A 20,059-nucleotide genomic window follows, 5' to 3' on the forward strand; every position below is an offset into this window, starting at 1 on the left:
GTGTGCGCTTTCGTGGGTAGGTTACGTAATGGAAGCTTGCCGAGATTCGGATCAGACCGAGGCAACGCGGTTGCGCAATGTGCCAACGCGTTCGATTTCAATTTCGACGGTGTCACCAGGGGTGATCCAAACGGGCGGGGTACGCTTGGCACCAATCCCCTGTGGGGTACCCGTGGCGATCACATCCCCAGGTTCAAGCGTGAGGAAACTTGAGAGGTACGAAATGATCGTGGCGATCGGAAAGATTTGATGGCTCGTGTTCGAGCGCTGCATTTCAACGTCGTTCACACGCGTAACAAGTTCGAGCGTCTGTGGGTCGCCGATCTCATCGAGGGTCACGAGCGCCGGGCCCCATGGAGTTGATCCGTCGACTGCCTTGCCCGCTGTCCACTGTGTGCCGCGGTACTGCAGGTCACGTGCGGTGACATCGTTCAACGGCGCGAGGCCGGCAACGTAGTCGAGGGCGTCGTCTTCACTGACCATCGATGCTTTGCGCCCAATTACTACGGCGACTTCACCCTCAAAATCAAGATTGTCGCTGATCTCAGCACCGCGAATCTCGTCGAACGCGCCGATAAGCGTAGAGGCAAATTTCGTGAATATGTCGGGGAACTTGGGCAGCGCGCGACCTGTCTCGGCAACATGATCTTTGTAGTTAAGACCAACGCACAGCACTTTTGCCGGATCTGTCACCGGGCCAAGGAGTCCAACCTCAGAAATCAGGCCAACACGGGTACTAAGTTCGTTCGCGCTGGCGCTGACTAGGGCATCCCCGAATTCGGAGAGGCGATCTCCATAGACTAAAAGGAACTCTTTGACAGAGCTCGGTGCTCCGCGATCGGCTGCATCGCTGCTCGCGAGTAGCCGTTCAAGGTCATGAACGGTTGAGCCAATGAGTACTCCACCACGTGTTCCAGAGGTGTGAATGTAGGAAACAAGTTTCATTGTGTTCGTTGCTTTCTGATCAGACGCGGTCGGTGCCAGCGGCTACGGAGTTAACGGCATCAGCGAGTCGATCAGCAATGTCCGCGCAAACATTGCCGTCCATAGCTGTTGAGAGTGAGAGCAAGTTCGCTGGGGAGCCGAGCAGCCCACGTTCGTAGCTCGCCCACCAAAGGCGATGCTGCAACTCTTCGGTCATTTTTTCGGCCCCAGCGGGTACCGCGCGGAGCAAGGATCCGCGTCCGCGAACCTCCCATCCTGCATCAGTGATGCGCTTGCTGACGGTCTCGCGTACTGCGTCGCCGAGACTGTTCAGACGGGACACCTGCCCCTCGTCGTAGAGGCGCACAGCAACGGCTCCTGCGGCCATGCTCACTGGGTTGCCTGAGAACGTTCCACCATGCGGCAAGCTGCCCGCGCGGGTTGGATCGACTTGTGCCATTAGCTCGCCGCGACCAGCAACCGCACCGACTGGGAAGCCTCCGCCGATGAGCTTCCCGGTCGTAAGCAGATCGGGTGCCACACCATATTCGCCGCTCAAACCGTTGTACCCGAGGCGGAGACTGATCGTCTCATCGATGATCAGCACTATTCCGTGCTTGGTGGCGAGTTCGCGCGCTGCACGCACAAACTCTTCAGAGACGCTAATCAGGCCAGCCCTGTTCGGCAGGAGATCTAGGATGATTGCTGCGTACTCGTCAGGGGCCGATTCAATGGCCTGTGTCATGAACTCGATGTTGTTCAAAGGCACAGAGGTCACATCGTCAATGACCCCCTGCGGTACACCCTTGGTGTAAGCAGGTCCGCCTGGCACCAACGCGACGTCTGAGGTGCCGTGATACCCGCCCTTGGTGGCGATGATTTTGTCACGTCCGGTGGCGCCCCTTGCAATACGCAGCGCAGACATCACAGCTTCCGTACCGGAGTTCGTGAAGCGGACCTGGTCGAGTGATGGCAGCCGTTTCAGTAGAAGTTCAGCAAGCTCCCACTCCCAAAGGTTCGGAATGCCCCAACTGGAGCCTGCCGAGAGCGCTTTTATGGCGGCTTCTGTGATCTCAGGGTGTGCGTTCCCGTGGATTAGCGAAGTGAAGTTGTTGTTTGCATCGAAGAGTTCGCGTCCGCGATCGTCCCACACCCGGAACCCAGTGCCGCGAATCGCGTACGGACTAGGTTCTCCGGTGAAATAGGTCGACCGGCCGTAGCCGCCTGGCAGCAGGGGAAAGCCGCGCGGTCCGCGGCGAAGGTGTGGATCTTCCACCAGCACGTCATGAGCGCGGCGTTCGATGGCGGGGTTTGTATTCACGTCGTTAGCTCCCAGTTCTTCAATTCACGAGGTCGATCAGCGGCTTGCCAGTGAGTGCGCGGCGGACACGGTCGACCGCGCCCTCCTGCAGCGCACCCGTAGATCGGTTGGACCGCCACGCAATATGTGGTGTCAGGATCGTGTTCGGTGCATTTCGCAGCGGGTGTTCGGCGTCAAGCGGCTCCTGTGCGAACGTGTCGATTCCAGCACCAGCGATATGGCCGTTGATCAGTGCTTCAGCTAGCGCCACTTCGTCAACAAGTCCGCCGCGGGACACATTCACGATGACCGAGCCCCGGCGCATACGCGCAAGTACACTGCCCGAGACCAGGTTCCAGGTGCTATCAGTGAGAGGGAGATGAAGCGACACCACATCCGAGTTCTCAAGAATGTCGGTGAGGTCCGCAAGTTCGAATTCGCTCTCCGCAACAAACGGGTCGTAGGCGCGCACCTGAGCGCCTACCGCAGCGTACATGCGCGCAACATGTGCACCGATGCGGCCAAGTCCTACAACACCTACTTCGAGTTGCGATAGCACAGGGGTGTCGTAGCCGATAATGCCGCCCCAAGCGAAATCACGAATCGCCTCATCACCTGCGGGAAGTCGTCGAGCAAGTGCCAGGCCCATTGAGAAGGCGTGCGAGGCGACTTCTTCTGAAGCAGTGCCAGGCACGATCGAGACGGGGATGCTCGATGCAGATGCGGCGTCAACGTCGATGTTGTCGTAGCCAATCCCGTATCGAATCACCGCCTTGCAACGCTTCATAGTGGGGAAATCGCTGGCCGTCAGTTTGGCGTAGGGCGTGATCATCACGACATCCGCATCGACGAGACTCTCGTGGAACGCCTCCTCATCGCTCGCGGCGACCAATTCGTAGTTGAGTTCTTCTGCGAGAGCGTGCTCGCGGTCGAGATCGGGGAAGTGGTGGGGCGCAACCAGGATGGTTCCCTGTCTTTCGCTGTTCATGTGCAGCATTCCTGTTCTCTTCTGTGACGAGTTTCATTCGCGGCCGAAACAATGTTCTGTTCGCGGGGCGTGTCTATTTCATCTCCCACCGGCGTGCTCGAAACGTCCCAGATCGGTACACCTGGAAGCGCAAAAATAGGCGTACCGCTGAGACCGTGGAAAGCACGGTCTCAGCGGTACGCCTATGCGGGAAGCTGCCTCAGCAGCGAATGCAGATCGAGTTAGAGGTCGAGACCCCGACTCCGGAAGAAGTCCATCCGTCGGTACAGCGTCGAGCGACCGATCTGCAGCATCGAAGCTGCAAGACGGCGGTTGCCTTTTGCCTCCCGCAGGGCGCTGCGCAGCTCGCTGTATTCGGCCTCTTCAAGTCGGGACAACCGCCCCGTCGAAACCACACGTTGGAACGAGATCGGCAGATCGTCCATTGTCGCCTCGACACCACGGGCACGTTCAACCGTGTTGATTACGACGGAGCGCAGCTGCTCGATGTTGCGCTCCCATTCAGAATTCATAAAGGCCGACAACGTTTTCCGTGAGATCGTCTTATCGCCGAGATCAGCAGCGATAGCGTTCGCCAAGAGCGGGATGTCCTCACGGCGATTACGCAGCGGAGCAATTTCGACCTCGAGAGCTCCACAAAACTCAGCAATGCGGAGAGTGGTGGGAGTTGCTCGATAGGCGGTAAGAATTACCTTCGTCGTTGGGTGCGCTCCAAGCGCACGCACGATATCAATCCCATCAAGCTGATTCAATTCGTCAGCATGGCCGATCACCAGTGTGTCAGGACTTGCTACGAGCGACTTTGTCACTTCTTCTGTCAACGACATCGAGCCGCTGCGGTGACGCGCGTCAACAAACACGCTGCTGCCGCGGAGAGCAGCGATAGCTCCGGCAAGTCGGCGTTTCCCTGTGCCGGCTTCACCTATGATGACCGCTGACCGGGACTGTTCAACTGCACGGGCAGCCATGCCGATCATCGCCTCGAACTCGTCGCTTGCACCTACAAAGCGTTGACGCAACTGAGTCAGAGCGAATGATTCTGGCTCAGTTTCTGGCATCACGTTTGCGCTCTTCATACGACGCAGTGTCCGCTGAACGCCTCGAGCCCGCACCGTCACGATAGCCCCAACGCTTGCACCTGGAAGCTGCACCGCAATCAGCGTCAGTTCAGCTAACCCAACACTCCCCAGCGTCGCCGTTACCGTGCTCGATCGGCCAGAAGACATGACGGATTTCGCATAGCCCTCGATGATTGCTAAGTCATTATCCTGAAGCTGCGAGATTGCAGTGGCATTCATCAGCGAATTCTTTCCGTCCATCGCGATGATCGGAGTATCACCTCGTCGTCGAGTCATCGTCAAGTACTGATCAAGTAATGCTCGCTCTTTTGAAGAGGTCCTGGTTGCGATTTCCTGTTCGATTCGAGAAGACACGCCCTCGAGCATGAGTAGCGTCGAACGGGGGTCCATTCGGGACAAACCTGCCGCTGGAAAGGTTAGCCCCACGACCGCACGTACTCGATTGTGGAATGGGTCTCTAATGAGAGAGCCAAAACACCAGTTCCCACGCATATCCTCGCGGAAATGTTCCTCAGGCGCGAGCCAGACGCCCCGCCCTTCCTCTAAAGCAAGACCCTCACCGTTACTGCCGCAGTTCTCCTCGAGTAGCAAATACCCTTCAGGAAAGCTGTCATCCGACCGTAAGAACTTTGGATGGATGAGAGCCCCGTTCGGAGCAGTCAGACTTACGTAGCCGCCAAGATCCGACGCAACCTCGTCGAGCTTGCGTAGGTGAGGTTCTGCAGCGCTAAGTGTGTACTCGTCGACTCGACCGGCATCGAACATGCCTCGATCGGTCGAACCGTCCACACCAGCGGCCCTGCTGCGGTACCAGGACCTTGCGATCAGCGGGCGCACCCCAGAAATCTCAGCATCTAACGCTTCCAGAATCGAGTCTCGCGCTCGATCCGCGGCTCGGATCTCATCTATGCGTCGGGCCGAAGCGACGATTAGGCCATTCATCGCGTACCTCCTGAATCTCCACACTGAGTGACGGAATATACGACGAAATTAACACAGAACCACTTCGCCCAGCTTTCTGGAAACATCGAAAACTGGACACGGCGATTAGCGAGACATCCAATTTGGCAGTTTGGTGAGGTGAAGGCTAGGTAGGCGATGAGAGCGGCTCTGCGGAAAGCCCAGGTTAGAGCGGGTACTACACCCCTGAGCTGCAGCGAGGCGGCGAGCATCGCATCTTGATCTTCGAGGTGCGGACAGTTGGGTGTACATGTTTCAACCGATGACGCACCATGCTTCTTTGGATGCTGAATTCTCAAGGCCCCGAATCCGGCTGCAACCGCTTGGGCAATGAAGCAAGATACCTGGCGATGGCCTCAACGACGGCAGGCGCAGCCGAGCGCGCAGCTAGAACTCGAAGCTGTCAAGCCGCAGGACGAAGCACCGCCTTGCGCTGTGCCAAACTGGTGAGATTACGAGGAGTGGGGGCCAACTTTGAAGACAGCAGCCAAGATCGTCGGCATCGCCGGTGGGGTGCTCTTTGTCGCGTTCGCAGTATTCCTTTCGCAGGGATTGCAAGGCTGGGCCTTGGCGCTGACGGTGCAACGGCTGCCTCACTCGAGACTTCTGGCCGGTGGGAGCGACTCCTGCCGTGGGGCCTGGTGTCTGGAATCCTAGGATTCACGTCGTTGATCGTTGCGCTGGTGTTCTGGATCGTCTCACGCGTGCTCGATGGAATGGTGATGCGGCCAGGCCCTGGCGGCCCTGCAACGGACGAAGCGGCGACTGCAGTGCTGGCGCTCAGCAGCCCCTCCCTGCAGATGGAGTGGCAGGACCCGGCGACGGTGAAGGTACAGGTCGTCAGTGTGAACCCGACGCAGGGCGTCGTCCTCGTATTGTCGCCGCTCCGAGTTGAGATGGACGTCCTGGTGTACCTCGACGAGGCCACCCGCAGGTACGGGTACGTGAGCGCGCTGGCCCAGAGCCTAGGATTTGGGGCGTCGTTCCAGAAGCAGTACGGCGTGGTCCGCCACGTGTAAAAGGGCCGTTATCTGACGCTCGACGGCGTCCAGGCCGTCGACTTCGACAGTCGCTTCGTGTACGACCGCATCGACGGCGCGATGAGGCGCCTCGGGTGGACGCGCGCAGGGCTGTACTAGACGCACGCCATAATCATGTCACCGGCTGGCCAGCACGCGCCGTCCCGTTGACCCCACCGAGGGCTGTCGGGATCCGCGCCCCTATTAATACGGATGCAGTGACCTCGTTCACAACGCATTCCGTGATCGAGGCACCGACTGCGGCGGCCACCGTTTGGGCGATGGCACACGGTTCTGCGTCGAGATAGCCAGCGAGGGCATCGGCTGCAGCGAGCGCAGCAGAGTCTGCAGCGCCGGCGGCGGCGGCCGCGGCGATGGAGTGGTGGGTGGCGGCGAGGATGATTCCGCCGCAGATGACGATCGCGGCCACGCAGCCGATCGCGATGGGGACGCTCATGAGTCACTTTCGATCACGGCTGCGCAGCCACGAGCAGTGAGGCGGATCGCCTGCAGCAGCCCGGAGCCAGGGCTCGTGATGGCTGTGACGCAGAGAATGCCTCCGCTCTGGCTGCGCTGAATACCGGGGTTCCCGGGGAACGAAGCGATGCGCGACTGGGCAAGCGCGGCATCGCCCCGCGCTTCGAGCCGCGCCACCTCGGCAGCGAGACTCGTGAGCCCGACGCGGTGTGCGGCGAGCGCTACCCCGCCGACCACCACGCCAAACACCAGCAGCACGAGCGGCAGCGTGATCGCGAGTTCGGCGGTCGCGCTCCCCCGCTCTTCGCGCAGCAGACACCGCAATCGGCACCGCAGCCGGACCAGCCGGCGAATCACGCTCCCTACCCGCCAGAGTTCAGCGCCCGCTGCACGAGGTTCATCAGGATCGCCTGCACCTCGCCAGACTGCATGATCAGAATGAGCAGGCCGGCGAATCCAACGGCTGCCATGATGATGAGCGCGTACTCCGCAGTCACGGCACCTCGCTCCTCTCGAAAGAGGCGACGCATCATATATAGGAACCGCAGCCGACGGATCGAGATGCGCCTGCACCAGTCAGGCAGGCGTCGCGGGTCGTCTCCCGAGCGTGGGACTGTAGTAATTGGCATGGTGGCCCTCCGGTGCGTATTGCTTCGGCGAGCGCCAGCCGGTGTTGGCCGGGCCTGCCCGAAGTCGATACAGCAATGGTGCGGGGCGCGGGTCCGCCACAGACACTTGTCCACACAGGACCGCGTACATCGGCAAAACTTCCCACTGAGCGCGGGTGTGAGCGACGCTCCCATCCAAACACTAAGTATGCCGGAGGGATTCAGCGCCTCAAGCTGTGGTCGACAGGTCTACGAACAACCTTTTCGCCATGTTCAACGGAGACACATGATCTCTGCGGTTGAACACCACATTTCGCTAACCGAACTTATGCTGGTCGCAATTGCGCCCGGGAATCGACATATCGGTCATTCCTCCTGCGCAGCCGCTGTCAGCTCCATCATTTGCTGCGAGTACGTATTCGCGTCGATTTCTTCAGCATGATACTGGCGCATCAGTTCGTCAACCGCGGCTTGGAGTTCTTCGCGTTCCATGTGTCTTCTCCTTAATCGACATAGTTTTATCGGAAAGCAATAAAGCGTTGCCAAAGCTCTCTTCAAGTGGTCAAGACTCTATCTCGTCCTGATACTCGCACCAATGGTCCCCGTCATGATCACATTCAAGACGACAGAACATCCCGCCTAGTCTGTATCTCCCGTTGGGAAAATACAGCTTGTTGCACCATGAGTCCTGGCTTGTCATACCAATTACCTTTGCTTAATCATGTGGTAGTCGCGTTCACTCAGTGGCTGTCTCGCTTGACTTTCGTCCACCACTTTCTCGCAGCCTACCCGGCTCTGATACCAAAGCGGCTTGTCTCCATCTCGCTAGGATTAGGCTCACGTTTTATGGGAGAGGTTCATGATGAGCAATTTGGGTGGATATCAGGTAATCACAACCCTCATCAAGCGAGTTGGCGGGCCAAGGAACGCAATGAGATTAGCTGCAGCAACAGGTGGTGCCTTGCTAATTGCGGGCGGAGCGGCCCTCGCCGGTATCCAACAGGCCTCCCCCACTCTCAAGAAATACGCTGTGAAGCTGTTCGCGGTACGACGGGGACAGACTGAGTACGAGGGCACGCCTCTGACTTCAAGCTTCACGGTTGCAGTTGCGGCCGAGAGCGACCAAGGTGTGTCCTTCAACATCGGCGATACATTCCGCGTACTGGAGCAAGACGCAGACGCGGTACTGATCGAGCTGATCGGCAACGACAACAACCCCTGGGTTATCTCTGCTGAGCTCTTGTCGGAGATCTCTAATTTCCCGCACGCTCCTGGAGACGAAGTCCATCACGACCAAATCGATTAGATAAAGCACCAAATCAGTTCAGACGTAGAGAAGATTACCGAGCAATGAGTGAACCAAGACTGTCCAACGCCGCACGCTTCATCGAGGCATATAACAGGGTTGACCGGCAGCTCGAAGAAAAGCAGTCTGACACCGACTACGTCTCCTTCTCGAAACGCGTGCGAGAAAGCAAACTTTTAGTGGCGCTTACTCGCGAGGCACTTCTCGAATATGCACAACTGCGCAACTTGATCCTTCACACATGAGGCTCACACACCGGGGATCCGATCGCGGATCCTAGAGACCGAGTCGTCGAGGCGTTTGAACGAATCGCGGACCAGCTCGAGAATCCACCTCGAGTCGCTTCGGTGATGTCGAGTCAACGAGTGAACGTGCTTGACGAAGCAAACGACTCTGCGGAGTTCCTCGACCTAGTGCGGGACTACAACTTCTCACAGGCTCCTGTTCGCATGAGCGATGGCGCTTTGGCACTAATCACCACGAACGCGGTAGCCCGCTGGCTTTCGTCCGAGTACAAGGCGTTCTCGGGAGCCGCCGTCGAACACGCTTCGCTTGGTGAGGTCATCAAATTCTCTGAAGCGGAGGATGAGATTCTCGTTCGCTCCCGCGAGATGACGGTGGTTCAGGCATGGCGCATATTCGCTGGGCTGGAAAATAACACCCCTCCTCATGCCCTAGTCATCACTCATTCAGGGAAGATGAGCGAGACCCCGCTCGCTCTCGTCGTACGTTCGGATCTTCCCGCGCTCCTGAAAGCGCTCCTTTAAACCCAGCTGACACGTCACCCCACCGGCCACCCGAATTTCGAAATGTTACGAATCGTATCCCTTTGGGACAAACCGCAGATAAATGACGTTTTCGGCACAAACTGGTCTCTTTTTCATCAAAGTCCCGATCATACGTGACAAATGTCTTGACCAAGCTGCGCTTATAAGGTTGCATGGTCAGCACCCAGCCCGCCTCAACGTCGAGTGCGAGCAGAAACGAAAGTGACTATGACGCAACGACGCGATCTCCACATCACCCATTCGCTCCCAACTTCGCCCCTGACCCCCGCGCACCGAATGTAGCCAGCACCATGGCAACTACGACCATCACCGATACGGGTGCGCAGCCACGGATCCAGCCGCCAAAGCTGCATCCCCTGCTGCGATACGTCCTGATTCGCCTCGGAATCAGCTTGCTCCTCATCTGGGGCGTTACCGTCGTCACATTCTTACTCACGAACTTGGTTCCCGCCGATCCGGTGCAGGCGATCCTCGGAGATCGCGCCTCGGCGGATCCCGAGAAGGTCGCCCAGGCCCGCCTCGATCTCGGCCTCGACCAGCCGCTCATCGTGCAGTACTGGACTTACCTCACGAACCTGCTGCACGGAGATCTCGGTGTCTCGAACCAGACCCGCATCCCCGTCACTGAGTCGATCGGCAAGGTGTTCCCTGCCTCGGCTGAGCTCGGTCTCGGCGCGATCGTGATCGCAATCTTCTTCGGCCTGCTGCTCGGCCTCCTCGCCGCGCTCCGCCACAACAAGCCGACCGACTACATCGTTCGCGCGTTCAGCCTCATTGGCATCTCGGCCCCGACCTTCTGGGTGGCGACCGTAAGTTACTACATCCTGTCGTTCAAGCTCGGCGTGATCAGTGGCGCTGGCCGCCTCGATCCGTGGGTCACTCCCCCGCCGCATGTGACGGGCATGTACACGATTGACTCGCTCATCGCTGGTGACTTTGAGACCTTCACGAACGCGATGCAGCACCTGCTGCTGCCGTCGTGCGTGCTCGCACTCTTCACGGTCGGCCTGCTCGCTCGCTTCAGCCGCTCGAGCGTGCTCGATGTCATGAACCTCGATTACGTGACCGCGGCGAAGGCAAAGGGTCTGCCCGGCGGAACCGTCACCTTCAGATACATCTTCCGCGGCGCACTCGTGCCGATCATCACGGTCGTCGGCCTCGCCTTCGGCTCGCTGCTGTCAGGCGCAGTCCTCACGGAGACAGTGTTTGCGTGGGGCGGCCTCGGTCAGTTCGCGTTCAGAGGCGCGACGGCGCTTGACCTTCCGGTCATCATGGGCGTCGGCCTCATCATCGGCATCATCTATATCTCCGTGAACTTCCTGGTCGATGTCATCTACGGCCTTGTCGACCCGAGAGTGAGGGTCAAGTGACCACACCAAGCATCACCGAGGCGATCAACCTCGGCATCCGTCGCTGGCGTTGGCGCTTCCCGAAGTCGCTGCGCACCCCGCTCGGTATCGCGGGCACGATCATCCTCGTGTTCTGGATCCTCGTCTCAATCTTCGCCCCGCTCATCGCGCCGCATGATCCGCTCGCCCAGATCTTCCCGCGCCTCACCGCGCCAGGCGAAGAGACACTCCTCGGCACCGACAGCCTCGGCCGCGACATGCTCTCGCGCGTGATCATGTCGGCGCGCACGAGTCTCCCGGCAGCGTTGCTCGTGGTGTTCTGCTCGGCGCTCATCGGCTCGATTCTCGGTGCGATCGCTGGCTACTTCGGCAAGTGGGTCGATGAGACCATCATGCGATTGGCGGATCTCGTCTTCGCCTTCCCCACCATCATTCTCGCGATGGTCATCGCCGCTTCGCTCGGCCCCGGCCTGAAGAACGCGATTATCGCGATCCTCATCGTGTCGTGGCCAGGCTATGCGCGCACAACCCGTGCGCTCGTCATGTCGGCGCGCAACAGCGAGTACGTGGTGGCCGGCCGACTCCTGGGCTTCAGTCCCTGGCGCTCACTCTTCCGCGATATCTCCCCGAACGTCGTCTCGCCCGTCGTCGTGCTCGCGACGCTTGGCGTTGGCGAGGCGATCCTCACCATGGCTGGCCTGTCGTTCCTCGGCCTCGGCGTGGTTCCGCCGACTCCCGACTGGGGTGCGATGATCAGCGAGGGTGTCTCGCAGTTCAACTCGTGGTGGATCGCGCTCTTCCCCGGCATCTGCATTCTCACGGTGGTCATGGGCTTCAACTTCATTGGCGACAGCCTGCGTGATGCCCTTGATCCGCGCACTGCAAAGCAAGTTCAGGGGGCGAACGCATGAGTGTCATCAAGCTCACAAACCTCAACCTCGTTGTGGGTGACGGGCCGAGCGCGAATCACATCCTCCACGATGTGTCATTCACGCTCGAGGCCGGCACCATCACGGGCGTCGCTGGCGCGTCAGGCTCAGGCAAGACGCAGACCGGCATGGCGATCATGGGACTCTCCCCCGATGGCGCCAAGCTCTCGGGCAGCATCGATTTCGACGGGCAAGAGCTCGTCGGCCTCGCTCCCAAGAAGCACAACGCCCTGCGCGGTAACCAGCTCGCAATGGTCTTCCAGGACCCGGCGTCGGCATTCCACCCGATGCTGTCCATCGGCCAGCAAGTGACTGACCACCTCCGACACCACGAGAAGATCAGCAAGAAAGAGGCGCTGAGGCGCGCAGCAGAGATGCTCGCAAAGACTCGGGTGCCAAACCCGGAGGAGGCGCTGAAAAAGTACCCCCACCAGTTCTCTGGTGGCCAGCTGCAGCGCATCGCCTTCGCGACCGCCGTCATCGCATCGCCCCGGGTACTCATCGCTGATGAGCCGACCACCGCGCTCGACGTGACCGTCCAGGCCGGCGTGCTCAAGCTGCTGCGCGATCTCTGCGAGGAGTTCAACCTCGCAGTGCTCCTCGTAACGCACGACTTCGGCGTGCTGTCGTCTGTCGCCGACAAGATCGTCGTCATGCAGCACGGCCGTGTCGTCGAGATCGGTGATCGCGAGTCGGTCATCATCACTCCGCAGCACGAGTACACGCGCTCACTCATCGAATCACTTCCTGGAACGGAGCTCGCACGATGACCTCAGCCACTGTTATTGATCGCGCAGAACCGGCAGCTGCGGACGAGCGCAAGCGGCTCCTCACCCTCACCGATGTCGAGTGCGAGTATAAGCTCAATGGTGGCGGTCGCTTCCGCGCTGTGAACGGGGTCTCGCTCGAGCTCGGCGAGTCAGAGGTGCTCGGTCTCGTCGGCGAATCCGGCTGTGGCAAGTCCACACTCGCGAAGCTCATTTGCGGTCTCGAGAAGACCTCCGCTGGCGAGATCGACTTCGAAGGTACCGAGGTCAAGCCGCTCGGCTTCAAGAAGCGGAACGCGGCGATGATGGGCATCCAGATGGTGTTCCAGAACCCGTACGCTTCACTGAACCCGCGGCGAAAGATCCGCGCCCAGATCGAAGACGCGCTCGCGCTCGATCCGTCCGGGCGCTGGAACGTCGAATCGCTCCTCGATGCGGTCGATCTGCCGGCGAACGCTGCCGATCGCTACCCGCACGCGTTCTCTGGCGGCCAGCGCCAACGCGTCGCGATCGCTCGCGCACTCGCCGCCGGCCCCAAGGTGCTGATTGGTGACGAGCCAATCGCCTCGCTTGACGCGTTTTTGCAGTCGCGGATCGCGAAGCTCATGCGCGATCTCGCGATTGAGTCGGGTGCGTCAATGATTTTCATTAGCCATGACTTGTCGGTTGTGCGAGAGATCGCCGACCGCGTGGCGGTGATGGAGGCCGGCAAGATCGTCGAGACCGGTCCCACAGAAACCATCTGGAACACTCCAGCTCACCCGTACACGAAGCGTCTACTCGGAGCGATTCCGATCGTCGACGGGAAGGGGGTCATTCCCGGGATCTGACGCCCGGACGGGTCGTGGGCGCTGAGTCACTCAGCCCCAAGCTATGTTTCAGTTCGGAAACAGCTATTGATTTACCTTGATTTACGCTCACCAAATTTCTATGGTGAGACCAACCTGCTTGATTCAACGAAGAAGAGAGTACGCAATGAAGCGGTATCCAAAAATTATTGTCTCGGCTGCAGCAATTACCTGCCTCGCAGCCTCCATGACGGCCTGCAGCAGCGGCGACAAGGGTGGCGACGCATCGGGCGACAAGAAGGGTGGCGACACCCTCGTCGTGCAGACGAGCTTCGACCTCATGACGATTGACCCGGCTCGCCAGTTCGAGTTCACCGGTTCGACCGTCGACGACGCGATCTACCAGACGGTGCTCAACTTCGACAACGGTGATTTCACCAAGCCGATCGACGGCCTGTGCTCGTACGAGATCAGCGACGACAGCCTTGTCACGACCCTCACCTGCGAAGACACCGGCGCGAAGTTCTCGAACGGTGACCCGGTTACGGTTGACGACATCGTGTGGTCGTTCCAACGCCTGCAGGGCGTGCAGGGCAACCCCTCGTTCTACCTCGATGGCGTCACCATCGCGAAGGCAGACGACAAGACCGTCACCCTCACGAGCGAGACCGCAAACCCCGCGATCCCGTACATTCTTCCGAACTCGAACCTCGGCATTCTCAACTCGAAGGTGGTCCAGGAAAACGGCGGCACGACCGATGAGTCTGACGGCGCCGAGCAGTTCCTCAACACGAACTCGCAGGGTTCAGGCCCGTACGTCATCGAGACCTACGAGCCAGACAGCCGCGTCGTGCTCACCTATAACGAGCACTACAACGGCCCCGAGCCCAAGTTCAAGCGCGTGGTCATGAACAACGTCTCGGCCGAGACCCAGCTCACCGACATTCAGTCGGGCCAGGCAAACGTCGTCCTCGATCTCAGCCCCGACCAGGTAGCAAGCCTCCCCGAGGGTTCGGTACAGGTCTCGTCGGTTCCCTCGACGAAGACCATCTACATCTTCGCGAACGACAACCCCGAGGTCAGCGACATCACCTCGAACGAAGACTTCCGTGAGGCACTGAGCTACGCGGTTGACTACGACAAGGTGCTCGAGCTCGCCGGTGAGGGCGCATCGCGTATGGCAAGTGTTGTCCCCAACGAGTTCCTCGGTGCAGTACCCGTGGACAAGGCTCCGGAACGCGATCTCGACAAGGTAAAGGCTGCGCTCGAGAAGGCCGGCTACAACGGCGAAGCGATCCCCTTCCACTACAACAGTGACTCGACCGTGCTCGGTGTGAACATCGCGCTCCTCGCAGAGTCACTCCAGGCACACCTGAAGGAAGCCGGCATCAACATCGACCTCAAGCCCGCTCCCGCAGCGACCCAGCTCGATGGCTACCGCTCGGGCAAGCAGCCCATGGGTATTGGCAACTGGGGTGCAGACTTCCCGGACCCCACCAACTACCTCACCTTCACCCCCGGTGACGCAGTTTCGATGCGCGCAGGCTGGGTTGCTGAGACCGCTCCCGAGGTCATGGCACTGAAGGAAGCCGCAGCAAAGGCGACCGGCGACGCTCGCGGCCCCGCGTACGAGGCGCTCTTCGAGGCAGCAACCAAGACCGGCCCGTTCATCCCCCTCGTACAGCCCGTGCAGACCGTTGTCGTCGACAACACGATCACGAGCTTCGTATCGAACGCAGACAACAGCTTCGAGTTCGCAACCGCGAAGTAGCAGCTGTCAACGCAGCGTAACGGCCCCTCAGGATTCAGGTCCTGAGGGGCCGTTACGCTACACCCAATGCGTCGATGCCTTGCGACCGAAACCCCTGTGTGCGGGAATTTCCCTGCACACAGGGGCGCGGATCAGGCCAGAGCGCCCATCGGATCCCACGGATCAAGCACGATCGGATCCTCCGTCAGTGCCGCCTTGAGATCGGCTGGCAGTGAATCCTTGTGCACGACCACCTCGAAGACGTACTCGTCAAACCACGAGTCGTCCATCGTGCAAAAACCCTTGTCGAATTTCTCCGAGCCCCAGCTGTTTTCGACTCGCCACCTGCGGGCCGATCCGCCAACCAAATCGACACCGGTGAACAGCATCGCGTGCGTCATCGCCGAGTCGCCGTAACGCACGCGCTCTTCCTTGGTCGTCGTGAGGTCGACGCCGTAGGTCGCCGAGTAGTTGATGAGGCCAGCCGACCAGATGCCCTGCTTCGCCTCCATCTGTGGGTCGACGTCACAGCCAAACCAGACGGGTTCTCCAGCGACGATGCTCGCAGCCGCGAGTCGCTTCATGGTGCCGGTGTCGGTGTTGAGGTAGCGCACGGGGCGGCCGCCAACGACGTTCCCGAGGTGCGCGACGGTGAGGGCGCGGCCCTTGGGATGCTCCGCGCGTGGGTCATCGACGAGGCACACGTAGTCGCCCAGCTTGATGTCGGTGAAGGCTGCGAGGAATGACTGCGGGGTGAAGGTTCCGCCGGCGTGGAACTCACGGTCATCATCGTTCCACTGCCATTCGAAGCTACGCGGCGGGATACCAAGGTGGATCGTGAGGATGCGGTGGGTGTCTTGCAGAATCGAGTCCTTGAGCGCAGACACCTCAGCGTCACTCGCGCCGTCATTGATCGCCTGGCGAAGAATACGCGCGCCCTTCCGCAGCAGCGTGCGCAGCGAGGTGTTCATCGCCGCCGTGCACGACGACGACTCGGTCTCAGGCATGAGCTCCTTCGGCACGACGCCGTGCTTCTGGAAGATCGAGACTTCCATATCCCACTGGCCGCCGTCATCCGCAACGCTCGCCAGCAGGAACGAGACAGTGCGGTCGTTCGGGGTGCGATCGGCGAGACCGATCATGTCTTCAAGGAAGTAGTTCGCGCGCTCGATCTTGTCCCAGTACATCGCGTGATTCTGGCTGAACTCGAAGTCCTTGAGCTTCAGCTTCTTGCGCGCATCGGCGCGCAGCAGGTTCAGGGCGGCGAAGAGCCAGCAGCGACCAGACTTCTTCTGATCGGCAGCCTTCCAATCGTCAAGCCGATTCGACATGCTCAGCTGCACGCCGAGCAAACGCTCACGGTCGAGCGCGACCTCATCGATCGGAGAACGCGTGACCGCGTTCATCGCGAGCTTCGCCGTCGGATCTGCCGCAAAGGCGGCGTCCCACTTCGCGAGCTTCGCGCTCGTTACAGGGCCAGGAATACGTGGTGCATCATTGCCGTTCCGCATGGGGCGAGGCTACCAGGTTGGGTGCGGAAAGGTAAGTGGCTGGCGGGGACCGAAGGGTGCAAGATCGGCCATCGCGCCGCAGATGTGATTCAGATACAGTCAGTGCCTGTTTCTGGCGAAACGCGGCGTTAGTTTTGCAGGGTGTACGTCACTTACGAGTTACGTACAAGAAAGGTCAACAATGGGTGGATCCGAAGGAAGGAAGCAGTTGTTTCGGGAGATCAAACTGCACAGGATCCCTCAGGCGATAGGGGTCGCGAGTCGAATGTCCATCGACTCTGTAGTTGCAGTACTTGAGTCCGACGTAGCGCCGAAGCATCCAGAAGCCTGCGACACATTCGTAACCACATGGCTTGAAGCTCTTGATCCAGTTGAGCGTCTCGCCGCTGCGAATAAGACTCTGCCAATGTATCTTCTTGAGCTGTACTGGCTGCCCCAGGCTGCTGACAAGGCCTCGAAACGTCTACTCGAATCCGCTGCCCTAGCGATGACGCATTTTGAGGGCATGTTGTCCGATTTCGAGCTCACCGCTGGGATTCCAGAGTCGTCGCTTCGACCCGAACAGGCGGCTAATCTCTCGCAACTTGGTGAATCAGAAGTCAGAGCACTTGGAGATCGACTCAGCGCTGCCAGCCGGGAAATTGTCATCGAATAGGCAACGTGGTGGCCTGTTTCGTGTGAGAGCAGGAGCTTGAGAGTAGGTGTTGGGCGGCCTCAGTGAGGGAAAGGAAGAGGCAGCCCAGCACCTGCACCTGCACCTGCACCTGCACCTGCACCTGCACCTGCACCTGCACCTGCACCTGCACCTGCACCTGCACCTGGGTATCGATAATGTTCTCGAGTACCGGCGATGCGGTGCGGGAAGAGATTGATTCGTTGCGACTATGCGGACCTGCCGACGGCTCTTCACAATCGCTGATGCCGCGGTTGCCTACGCTCAGTTTGCTCTGTCGACCTGGCTCATCAGAGGCACAGCACGCGCCACAGAAATTCGCGATCTCATTGCACTGAGGTATCGCCTCACGGCTGCCGCGTTGGCGGGGTGATGCAAGGCACCACCCCGCCCTGCTATTCCTTAGTTCTCAAGTTCACCCGGCAAGATCTCACGCAGCAGGTCGTCAAGGGTGACTACGCCGACAAGTCGATCCGCCTCAGTGACAACCGCCAGCTGTTCTCGCGCCTTACGCATCTGCACGAGCGCGTCATAGGCGGAGACGTCAGCGGTGAGTACGACCGGTTGGCGTGCGATGCTCGCAGCCGACGCCTCGGGATCCACGGTGAGCGAGTCACGCACATGCGCAACCTGGCATTCTGGCCCGGTGCCGAGCAGAATGCGCAGGTGACCAGATGCTGCGGCTGCGGCCTGCATCTCGCGCACCGTCGCGGTGATCGGCACAGCGGTCGGGCGCTGGTCATCACCAATCACATCGCGCACGGTAAGCGTCGCCAGCGAGATCGTGTGAGCAATTGGTTCAGCGAGCTGCCCCTCAAGCGCGCCTGCCGCACGTGAGTGCGCCACGAGCTGCCTGATCGTATCTGCGTCCTGGCCACCAACGGCAGCCTTTTCCACGGGTTCGACACCAGACGCGAGCACGAGTCGGTTTGCGATGCGGTTGATCCACAGGAGGAACGGTCGCAGCGGCCAGGTCATGGCGCGAGCCGTCATCGCGGTGGCCTTTGCAGCGGTCTCCGGGTGCGCGATGGCCCATGACTTCGGAGCCATCTCACCGATCACGAGGTGCAGGAAGGTGACGAAGATCAGCGCCAGCATGAACGCGGTGATGTCTGCGGCAACCGCGGGAATACCCCACTGAATGAAGACCGGCGAGAGCGCGTAGTCAATCGCTGGCTTGGTGATCGCACCGAGCAAGAACGTACAGATCGTGATGCCGAGCTGGGCAAACGCGAGGAGCACAGTGAGTTCGTTCATACTGCGCAGGGCAGCGCGCGCGGATCGGCTCTGGTCAGCCTCAGCCTCCAGTCGATGGCGGCGAGCAGCGAGCAGCGCGAACTCGACAATCACGAAGAAGGCACTCGCGATGATCAGCGCGACCGTAATAAGTGTGACAAGCCACCAACTCATCGGGCCACCTCCTCGTCTTCAGCATCAACATTCGGCGCGGCAGCACTCGACTCTGCAGCGCTCGACGCCTCGTCATCCGCGCGCTCCTGGAGTTCGACGATGACGAGCGAGGGCACGTGACGTTCTACCTCGGTCACCTGGATCTCGAGCCAGCGGTCGACCCGCACACCCTGCGCAATTTCGGCTGGTTTCGCGGGCAGGGTGATCCGCACCCGTGTCCCCACGGGTACGAGGTCGCCATGCTCACGAATGAGCAAGCCAGCAACGGTTTCGTCGCTGTCGATTTCGAGGTCGTGACCGATCAGGCGCTCGACCTCGTCCAGGTGCACGTCACCAGCGAGCTGCCACGCGTTCGCGCCAACCGCGAGGGCTGGTTCGGCATCGGTGTCGTGCTCGTCAGAGAGTTCACCGATGACTTCCTCGGTGAGATCTTCGACAGTCAAGATTCCGTCAAAGGTGCCGTACTCGTCGATGACGCAGACGAGTTCATTACCAGTGTGTCGCATCCGCTGCAGCGCCAGCGGCAACCGCATTGCGTTCGGAACGATCACCACGGGACGCATGATCTCCGTGACCGGAACATCTGCCGCGTGATCACCGCGCAGCACATCAATGAGCTCGACGAGACCGACGGGCTCGTCCTTGGCGCCCACGACGGGGTAACGAGTATGGCCGGTAGCCATCAGGGAGCGGATCTCTCCCACGGTCGTGTGCGCGGGCACCGCGTCAACGCGGGAGCGCGGAACCATCGCGTGCTCCACGTCACGCTGCGGGAAGTCGAGGATGCGGTCAAACACATTCGACAGATCGGCCGACAGGTGGCCGCTCCGACGAGACTCGTCAATGATCGCTTCGAGGTCGCGTGAGGTTGCGCTCTCGTCAACGTCTTCGAGCGGTTCGATCCGCAGGAGACGCAGCAGGAGGTTTGCGGCCTTGTCGAAAATCGTGATGAGCCAGCCGAAGAGCAGCAGGTAAATACGGGTTGGCACCGCGAGTGCGCGTGCCAGTTTCTCTGGGCTCGCGATCGCGAGGTTCTTCGGGTACAGCTCACCAAAGATCATGGTGACGACCGTCGCGAGCACGAGTGCAGCCGCAGTGCCGATGAGCACCGAGACGACGGGATCGATGCCAACGCCGCCCAGCAGCGTGCCAAGCGATTCACCGATGAGCGGTTCGGCAACGTAACCAATCATCAGGCCGGTCACCGTGATGCCGAGCTGGGCACCAGACAGCATGAACGACGTTCGCTTGGTGATCGCGAGCACTCGCTGTGCTTGCGCGTCACCCTTCTCTGCGAGCGCGGTCATACGTGACCGGTCGACCGACATGTACGCAAACTCTTGGGCGACGAAGAAGCCGCAGGCCACGATGATGGCGAGTGTCAGGAGCACTCCCAGTAGGAGCGTCAGCGCCGCAACAATCAATTGATCTCA

General features: G+C 60.2%; 20 protein-coding genes. 9 read left to right on the forward strand and 11 right to left on the reverse strand.

Going from position 1 to position 20,059, the window contains the following annotated elements:
• Positions 1 to 51 precede the first annotated feature (51 nt).
• The 4 genes from ICM05_RS02535 to ICM05_RS12885 all read right to left on the reverse strand — a co-directional run bounded on the left by ICM05_RS02535 (position 52) and on the right by ICM05_RS12885 (position 4,645).
• Entirely contained in the window at positions 52 to 945 is an 894-nt protein-coding gene (locus ICM05_RS02535; RefSeq protein WP_188022968.1) for a fumarylacetoacetate hydrolase family protein, read from the reverse strand.
• 19 nt (positions 946 to 964) lie between these two features.
• Complete coding sequence (locus ICM05_RS02540) at positions 965 to 2,245, reverse strand: aminotransferase class III-fold pyridoxal phosphate-dependent enzyme (protein WP_188022969.1); 1,281 nt, start codon at positions 2,243 to 2,245, stop codon at positions 965 to 967.
• Positions 2,246 to 2,264: 19 nt separating this feature from the next.
• Complete coding sequence (locus tag ICM05_RS02545) at positions 2,265 to 3,212, reverse strand: C-terminal binding protein (RefSeq protein ID WP_188022970.1); 948 nt, start codon at positions 3,210 to 3,212, stop codon at positions 2,265 to 2,267.
• Positions 3,213 to 3,433: 221 nt separating this feature from the next.
• Positions 3,434 to 4,645 carry a helix-turn-helix domain-containing protein gene (locus tag ICM05_RS12885; RefSeq protein ID WP_251364437.1) on the reverse strand — a complete coding sequence of 404 codons (1,212 nt, stop codon included), beginning with the start codon at positions 4,643 to 4,645 and terminating at the stop codon, positions 3,434 to 3,436.
• A gap of 1,274 nt (positions 4,646 to 5,919) precedes the next feature.
• Here ICM05_RS12885 and ICM05_RS02555 point away from each other — a divergent pair.
• Complete coding sequence (locus tag ICM05_RS02555) at positions 5,920 to 6,270, forward strand: hypothetical protein (RefSeq protein ID WP_188022971.1); 351 nt, start codon at positions 5,920 to 5,922, stop codon at positions 6,268 to 6,270.
• A 133-nt stretch (positions 6,271 to 6,403) separates the two neighbouring features.
• Here ICM05_RS02555 and ICM05_RS02560 read toward each other — a convergent pair whose 3' ends face one another.
• The 4 genes from ICM05_RS02560 to ICM05_RS12670 all read right to left on the reverse strand — a co-directional run bounded on the left by ICM05_RS02560 (position 6,404) and on the right by ICM05_RS12670 (position 7,847).
• The gene (locus ICM05_RS02560) at positions 6,404 to 6,727 is read right to left on the reverse strand and encodes an Rv3654c family TadE-like protein (RefSeq protein WP_188022972.1); all 324 of its coding nucleotides are present in this window, start codon (positions 6,725 to 6,727) and stop codon (positions 6,404 to 6,406) included.
• Positions 6,724 to 7,104, reverse strand: coding sequence for a TadE/TadG family type IV pilus assembly protein (locus tag ICM05_RS02565; RefSeq protein ID WP_353055795.1), 381 nt, complete (start codon positions 7,102 to 7,104; stop codon positions 6,724 to 6,726). Before ICM05_RS02565 ends, ICM05_RS02560 begins: the two co-directional genes overlap by 4 nt.
• A 5-nt stretch (positions 7,105 to 7,109) precedes the next feature.
• Complete coding sequence (locus tag ICM05_RS12890) at positions 7,110 to 7,550, reverse strand: DUF4244 domain-containing protein (RefSeq protein WP_370566759.1); 441 nt, start codon at positions 7,548 to 7,550, stop codon at positions 7,110 to 7,112.
• A gap of 171 nt (positions 7,551 to 7,721) precedes the next feature.
• Positions 7,722 to 7,847 carry a hypothetical protein gene (locus tag ICM05_RS12670; RefSeq protein ID WP_255498777.1) on the reverse strand — a complete coding sequence of 42 codons (126 nt, stop codon included), beginning with the start codon at positions 7,845 to 7,847 and terminating at the stop codon, positions 7,722 to 7,724.
• Positions 7,848 to 8,286: 439 nt separating this feature from the next.
• On the opposite strand from ICM05_RS12670, the gene ICM05_RS02575 reads away from it, so the two are divergent.
• From ICM05_RS02575 to ICM05_RS02605, 7 genes are all read left to right on the forward strand, one after another.
• Positions 8,287 to 8,661 (forward strand): hypothetical protein, encoded by a 375-nt coding sequence (locus ICM05_RS02575; RefSeq protein ID WP_188022973.1) that lies wholly within the window; start codon positions 8,287 to 8,289, stop codon positions 8,659 to 8,661.
• A 350-nt stretch (positions 8,662 to 9,011) separates the two neighbouring features.
• Positions 9,012 to 9,428 (forward strand): hypothetical protein, encoded by a 417-nt coding sequence (locus ICM05_RS02580; RefSeq protein ID WP_188022974.1) that lies wholly within the window; start codon positions 9,012 to 9,014, stop codon positions 9,426 to 9,428.
• Positions 9,429 to 9,739: 311 nt separating this feature from the next.
• The gene (locus ICM05_RS02585; RefSeq protein ID WP_188022975.1) at positions 9,740 to 10,819 is read left to right on the forward strand and encodes an ABC transporter permease; all 1,080 of its coding nucleotides are present in this window, start codon (positions 9,740 to 9,742) and stop codon (positions 10,817 to 10,819) included.
• A complete protein-coding gene (locus ICM05_RS02590; RefSeq protein ID WP_353055796.1) occupies positions 10,816 to 11,709 on the forward strand; it encodes an ABC transporter permease in 894 nt (297 codons plus the stop codon). Before ICM05_RS02585 ends, ICM05_RS02590 begins: the two co-directional genes overlap by 4 nt.
• The gene (locus ICM05_RS02595) at positions 11,706 to 12,497 is read left to right on the forward strand and encodes an ABC transporter ATP-binding protein (protein ID WP_188022976.1); all 792 of its coding nucleotides are present in this window, start codon (positions 11,706 to 11,708) and stop codon (positions 12,495 to 12,497) included. Before ICM05_RS02590 ends, ICM05_RS02595 begins: the two co-directional genes overlap by 4 nt.
• Positions 12,494 to 13,324 carry an ABC transporter ATP-binding protein gene (locus tag ICM05_RS02600; RefSeq protein ID WP_188022977.1) on the forward strand — a complete coding sequence of 277 codons (831 nt, stop codon included), beginning with the start codon at positions 12,494 to 12,496 and terminating at the stop codon, positions 13,322 to 13,324. Before ICM05_RS02595 ends, ICM05_RS02600 begins: the two co-directional genes overlap by 4 nt.
• A 145-nt stretch (positions 13,325 to 13,469) precedes the next feature.
• Complete coding sequence (locus tag ICM05_RS02605) at positions 13,470 to 15,053, forward strand: ABC transporter substrate-binding protein (RefSeq protein ID WP_188022978.1); 1,584 nt, start codon at positions 13,470 to 13,472, stop codon at positions 15,051 to 15,053.
• 131 nt (positions 15,054 to 15,184) lie between these two features.
• Here the strand turns inward: ICM05_RS02605 and ICM05_RS02610 are convergent, their stop codons facing one another.
• A complete protein-coding gene (locus ICM05_RS02610; protein ID WP_188022979.1) occupies positions 15,185 to 16,543 on the reverse strand; it encodes an aminopeptidase C in 1,359 nt (452 codons plus the stop codon).
• Positions 16,544 to 16,808: 265 nt separating this feature from the next.
• On the opposite strand from ICM05_RS02610, the gene ICM05_RS02615 reads away from it, so the two are divergent.
• Positions 16,809 to 17,198 (forward strand): hypothetical protein, encoded by a 390-nt coding sequence (locus tag ICM05_RS02615; RefSeq protein WP_188022980.1) that lies wholly within the window; start codon positions 16,809 to 16,811, stop codon positions 17,196 to 17,198.
• A 420-nt stretch (positions 17,199 to 17,618) separates the two neighbouring features.
• On the opposite strand, the gene ICM05_RS02620 is transcribed toward ICM05_RS02615, so the two are convergent.
• Complete coding sequence (locus ICM05_RS02620; RefSeq protein ID WP_188022981.1) at positions 17,619 to 18,626, reverse strand: CNNM domain-containing protein; 1,008 nt, start codon at positions 18,624 to 18,626, stop codon at positions 17,619 to 17,621.
• Entirely contained in the window at positions 18,623 to 20,050 is a 1,428-nt protein-coding gene (locus ICM05_RS02625) for a hemolysin family protein (RefSeq protein ID WP_188022982.1), read from the reverse strand. The genes ICM05_RS02620 and ICM05_RS02625 overlap by 4 nt, the downstream gene beginning before the upstream one ends.
• Positions 20,051 to 20,059 lie beyond the last annotated feature (9 nt).

The sequence above is a fragment of the Leucobacter sp. cx-42 genome (assembly GCF_014529985.1).
Taxonomy (GTDB): domain Bacteria; phylum Actinomycetota; class Actinomycetes; order Actinomycetales; family Microbacteriaceae; genus Leucobacter.

Excerpts from the sequence above, each read along its gene's own strand:
- ICM05_RS02615 (WP_188022980.1), top strand. The coding sequence starts at position 16,809 with ATGTCCATCGACTCTGTAGTTGCAGTACTTGAGTCCGACGTAGCGCCG.
- ICM05_RS12890 (WP_370566759.1), bottom strand. The coding sequence starts at position 7,550 with ATGGGAGCGTCGCTCACACCCGCGCTCAGTGGGAAGTTTTGCCGATGT.
- ICM05_RS02575 (WP_188022973.1), top strand. The coding sequence starts at position 8,287 with ATGAGATTAGCTGCAGCAACAGGTGGTGCCTTGCTAATTGCGGGCGGA.
- ICM05_RS02605 (WP_188022978.1), top strand. The coding sequence starts at position 13,470 with ATGAAGCGGTATCCAAAAATTATTGTCTCGGCTGCAGCAATTACCTGC.
- ICM05_RS02580 (WP_188022974.1), top strand. The coding sequence starts at position 9,012 with ATGTCGAGTCAACGAGTGAACGTGCTTGACGAAGCAAACGACTCTGCG.
- ICM05_RS02560 (WP_188022972.1), bottom strand. The coding sequence starts at position 6,727 with ATGAGCGTCCCCATCGCGATCGGCTGCGTGGCCGCGATCGTCATCTGC.
- ICM05_RS02545 (WP_188022970.1), bottom strand. The coding sequence starts at position 3,212 with ATGAACAGCGAAAGACAGGGAACCATCCTGGTTGCGCCCCACCACTTC.
- ICM05_RS02610 (WP_188022979.1), bottom strand. The coding sequence starts at position 16,543 with ATGCGGAACGGCAATGATGCACCACGTATTCCTGGCCCTGTAACGAGC.
- ICM05_RS02535 (WP_188022968.1), bottom strand. The coding sequence starts at position 945 with ATGAAACTTGTTTCCTACATTCACACCTCTGGAACACGTGGTGGAGTA.
- ICM05_RS02595 (WP_188022976.1), top strand. The coding sequence starts at position 11,706 with ATGAGTGTCATCAAGCTCACAAACCTCAACCTCGTTGTGGGTGACGGG.
- ICM05_RS02600 (WP_188022977.1), top strand. The coding sequence starts at position 12,494 with ATGACCTCAGCCACTGTTATTGATCGCGCAGAACCGGCAGCTGCGGAC.
- ICM05_RS02620 (WP_188022981.1), bottom strand. The coding sequence starts at position 18,626 with ATGAGTTGGTGGCTTGTCACACTTATTACGGTCGCGCTGATCATCGCG.
- ICM05_RS02585 (WP_188022975.1), top strand. The coding sequence starts at position 9,740 with ATGGCAACTACGACCATCACCGATACGGGTGCGCAGCCACGGATCCAG.
- ICM05_RS12670 (WP_255498777.1), bottom strand. The coding sequence starts at position 7,847 with ATGGAACGCGAAGAACTCCAAGCCGCGGTTGACGAACTGATGCGCCAG.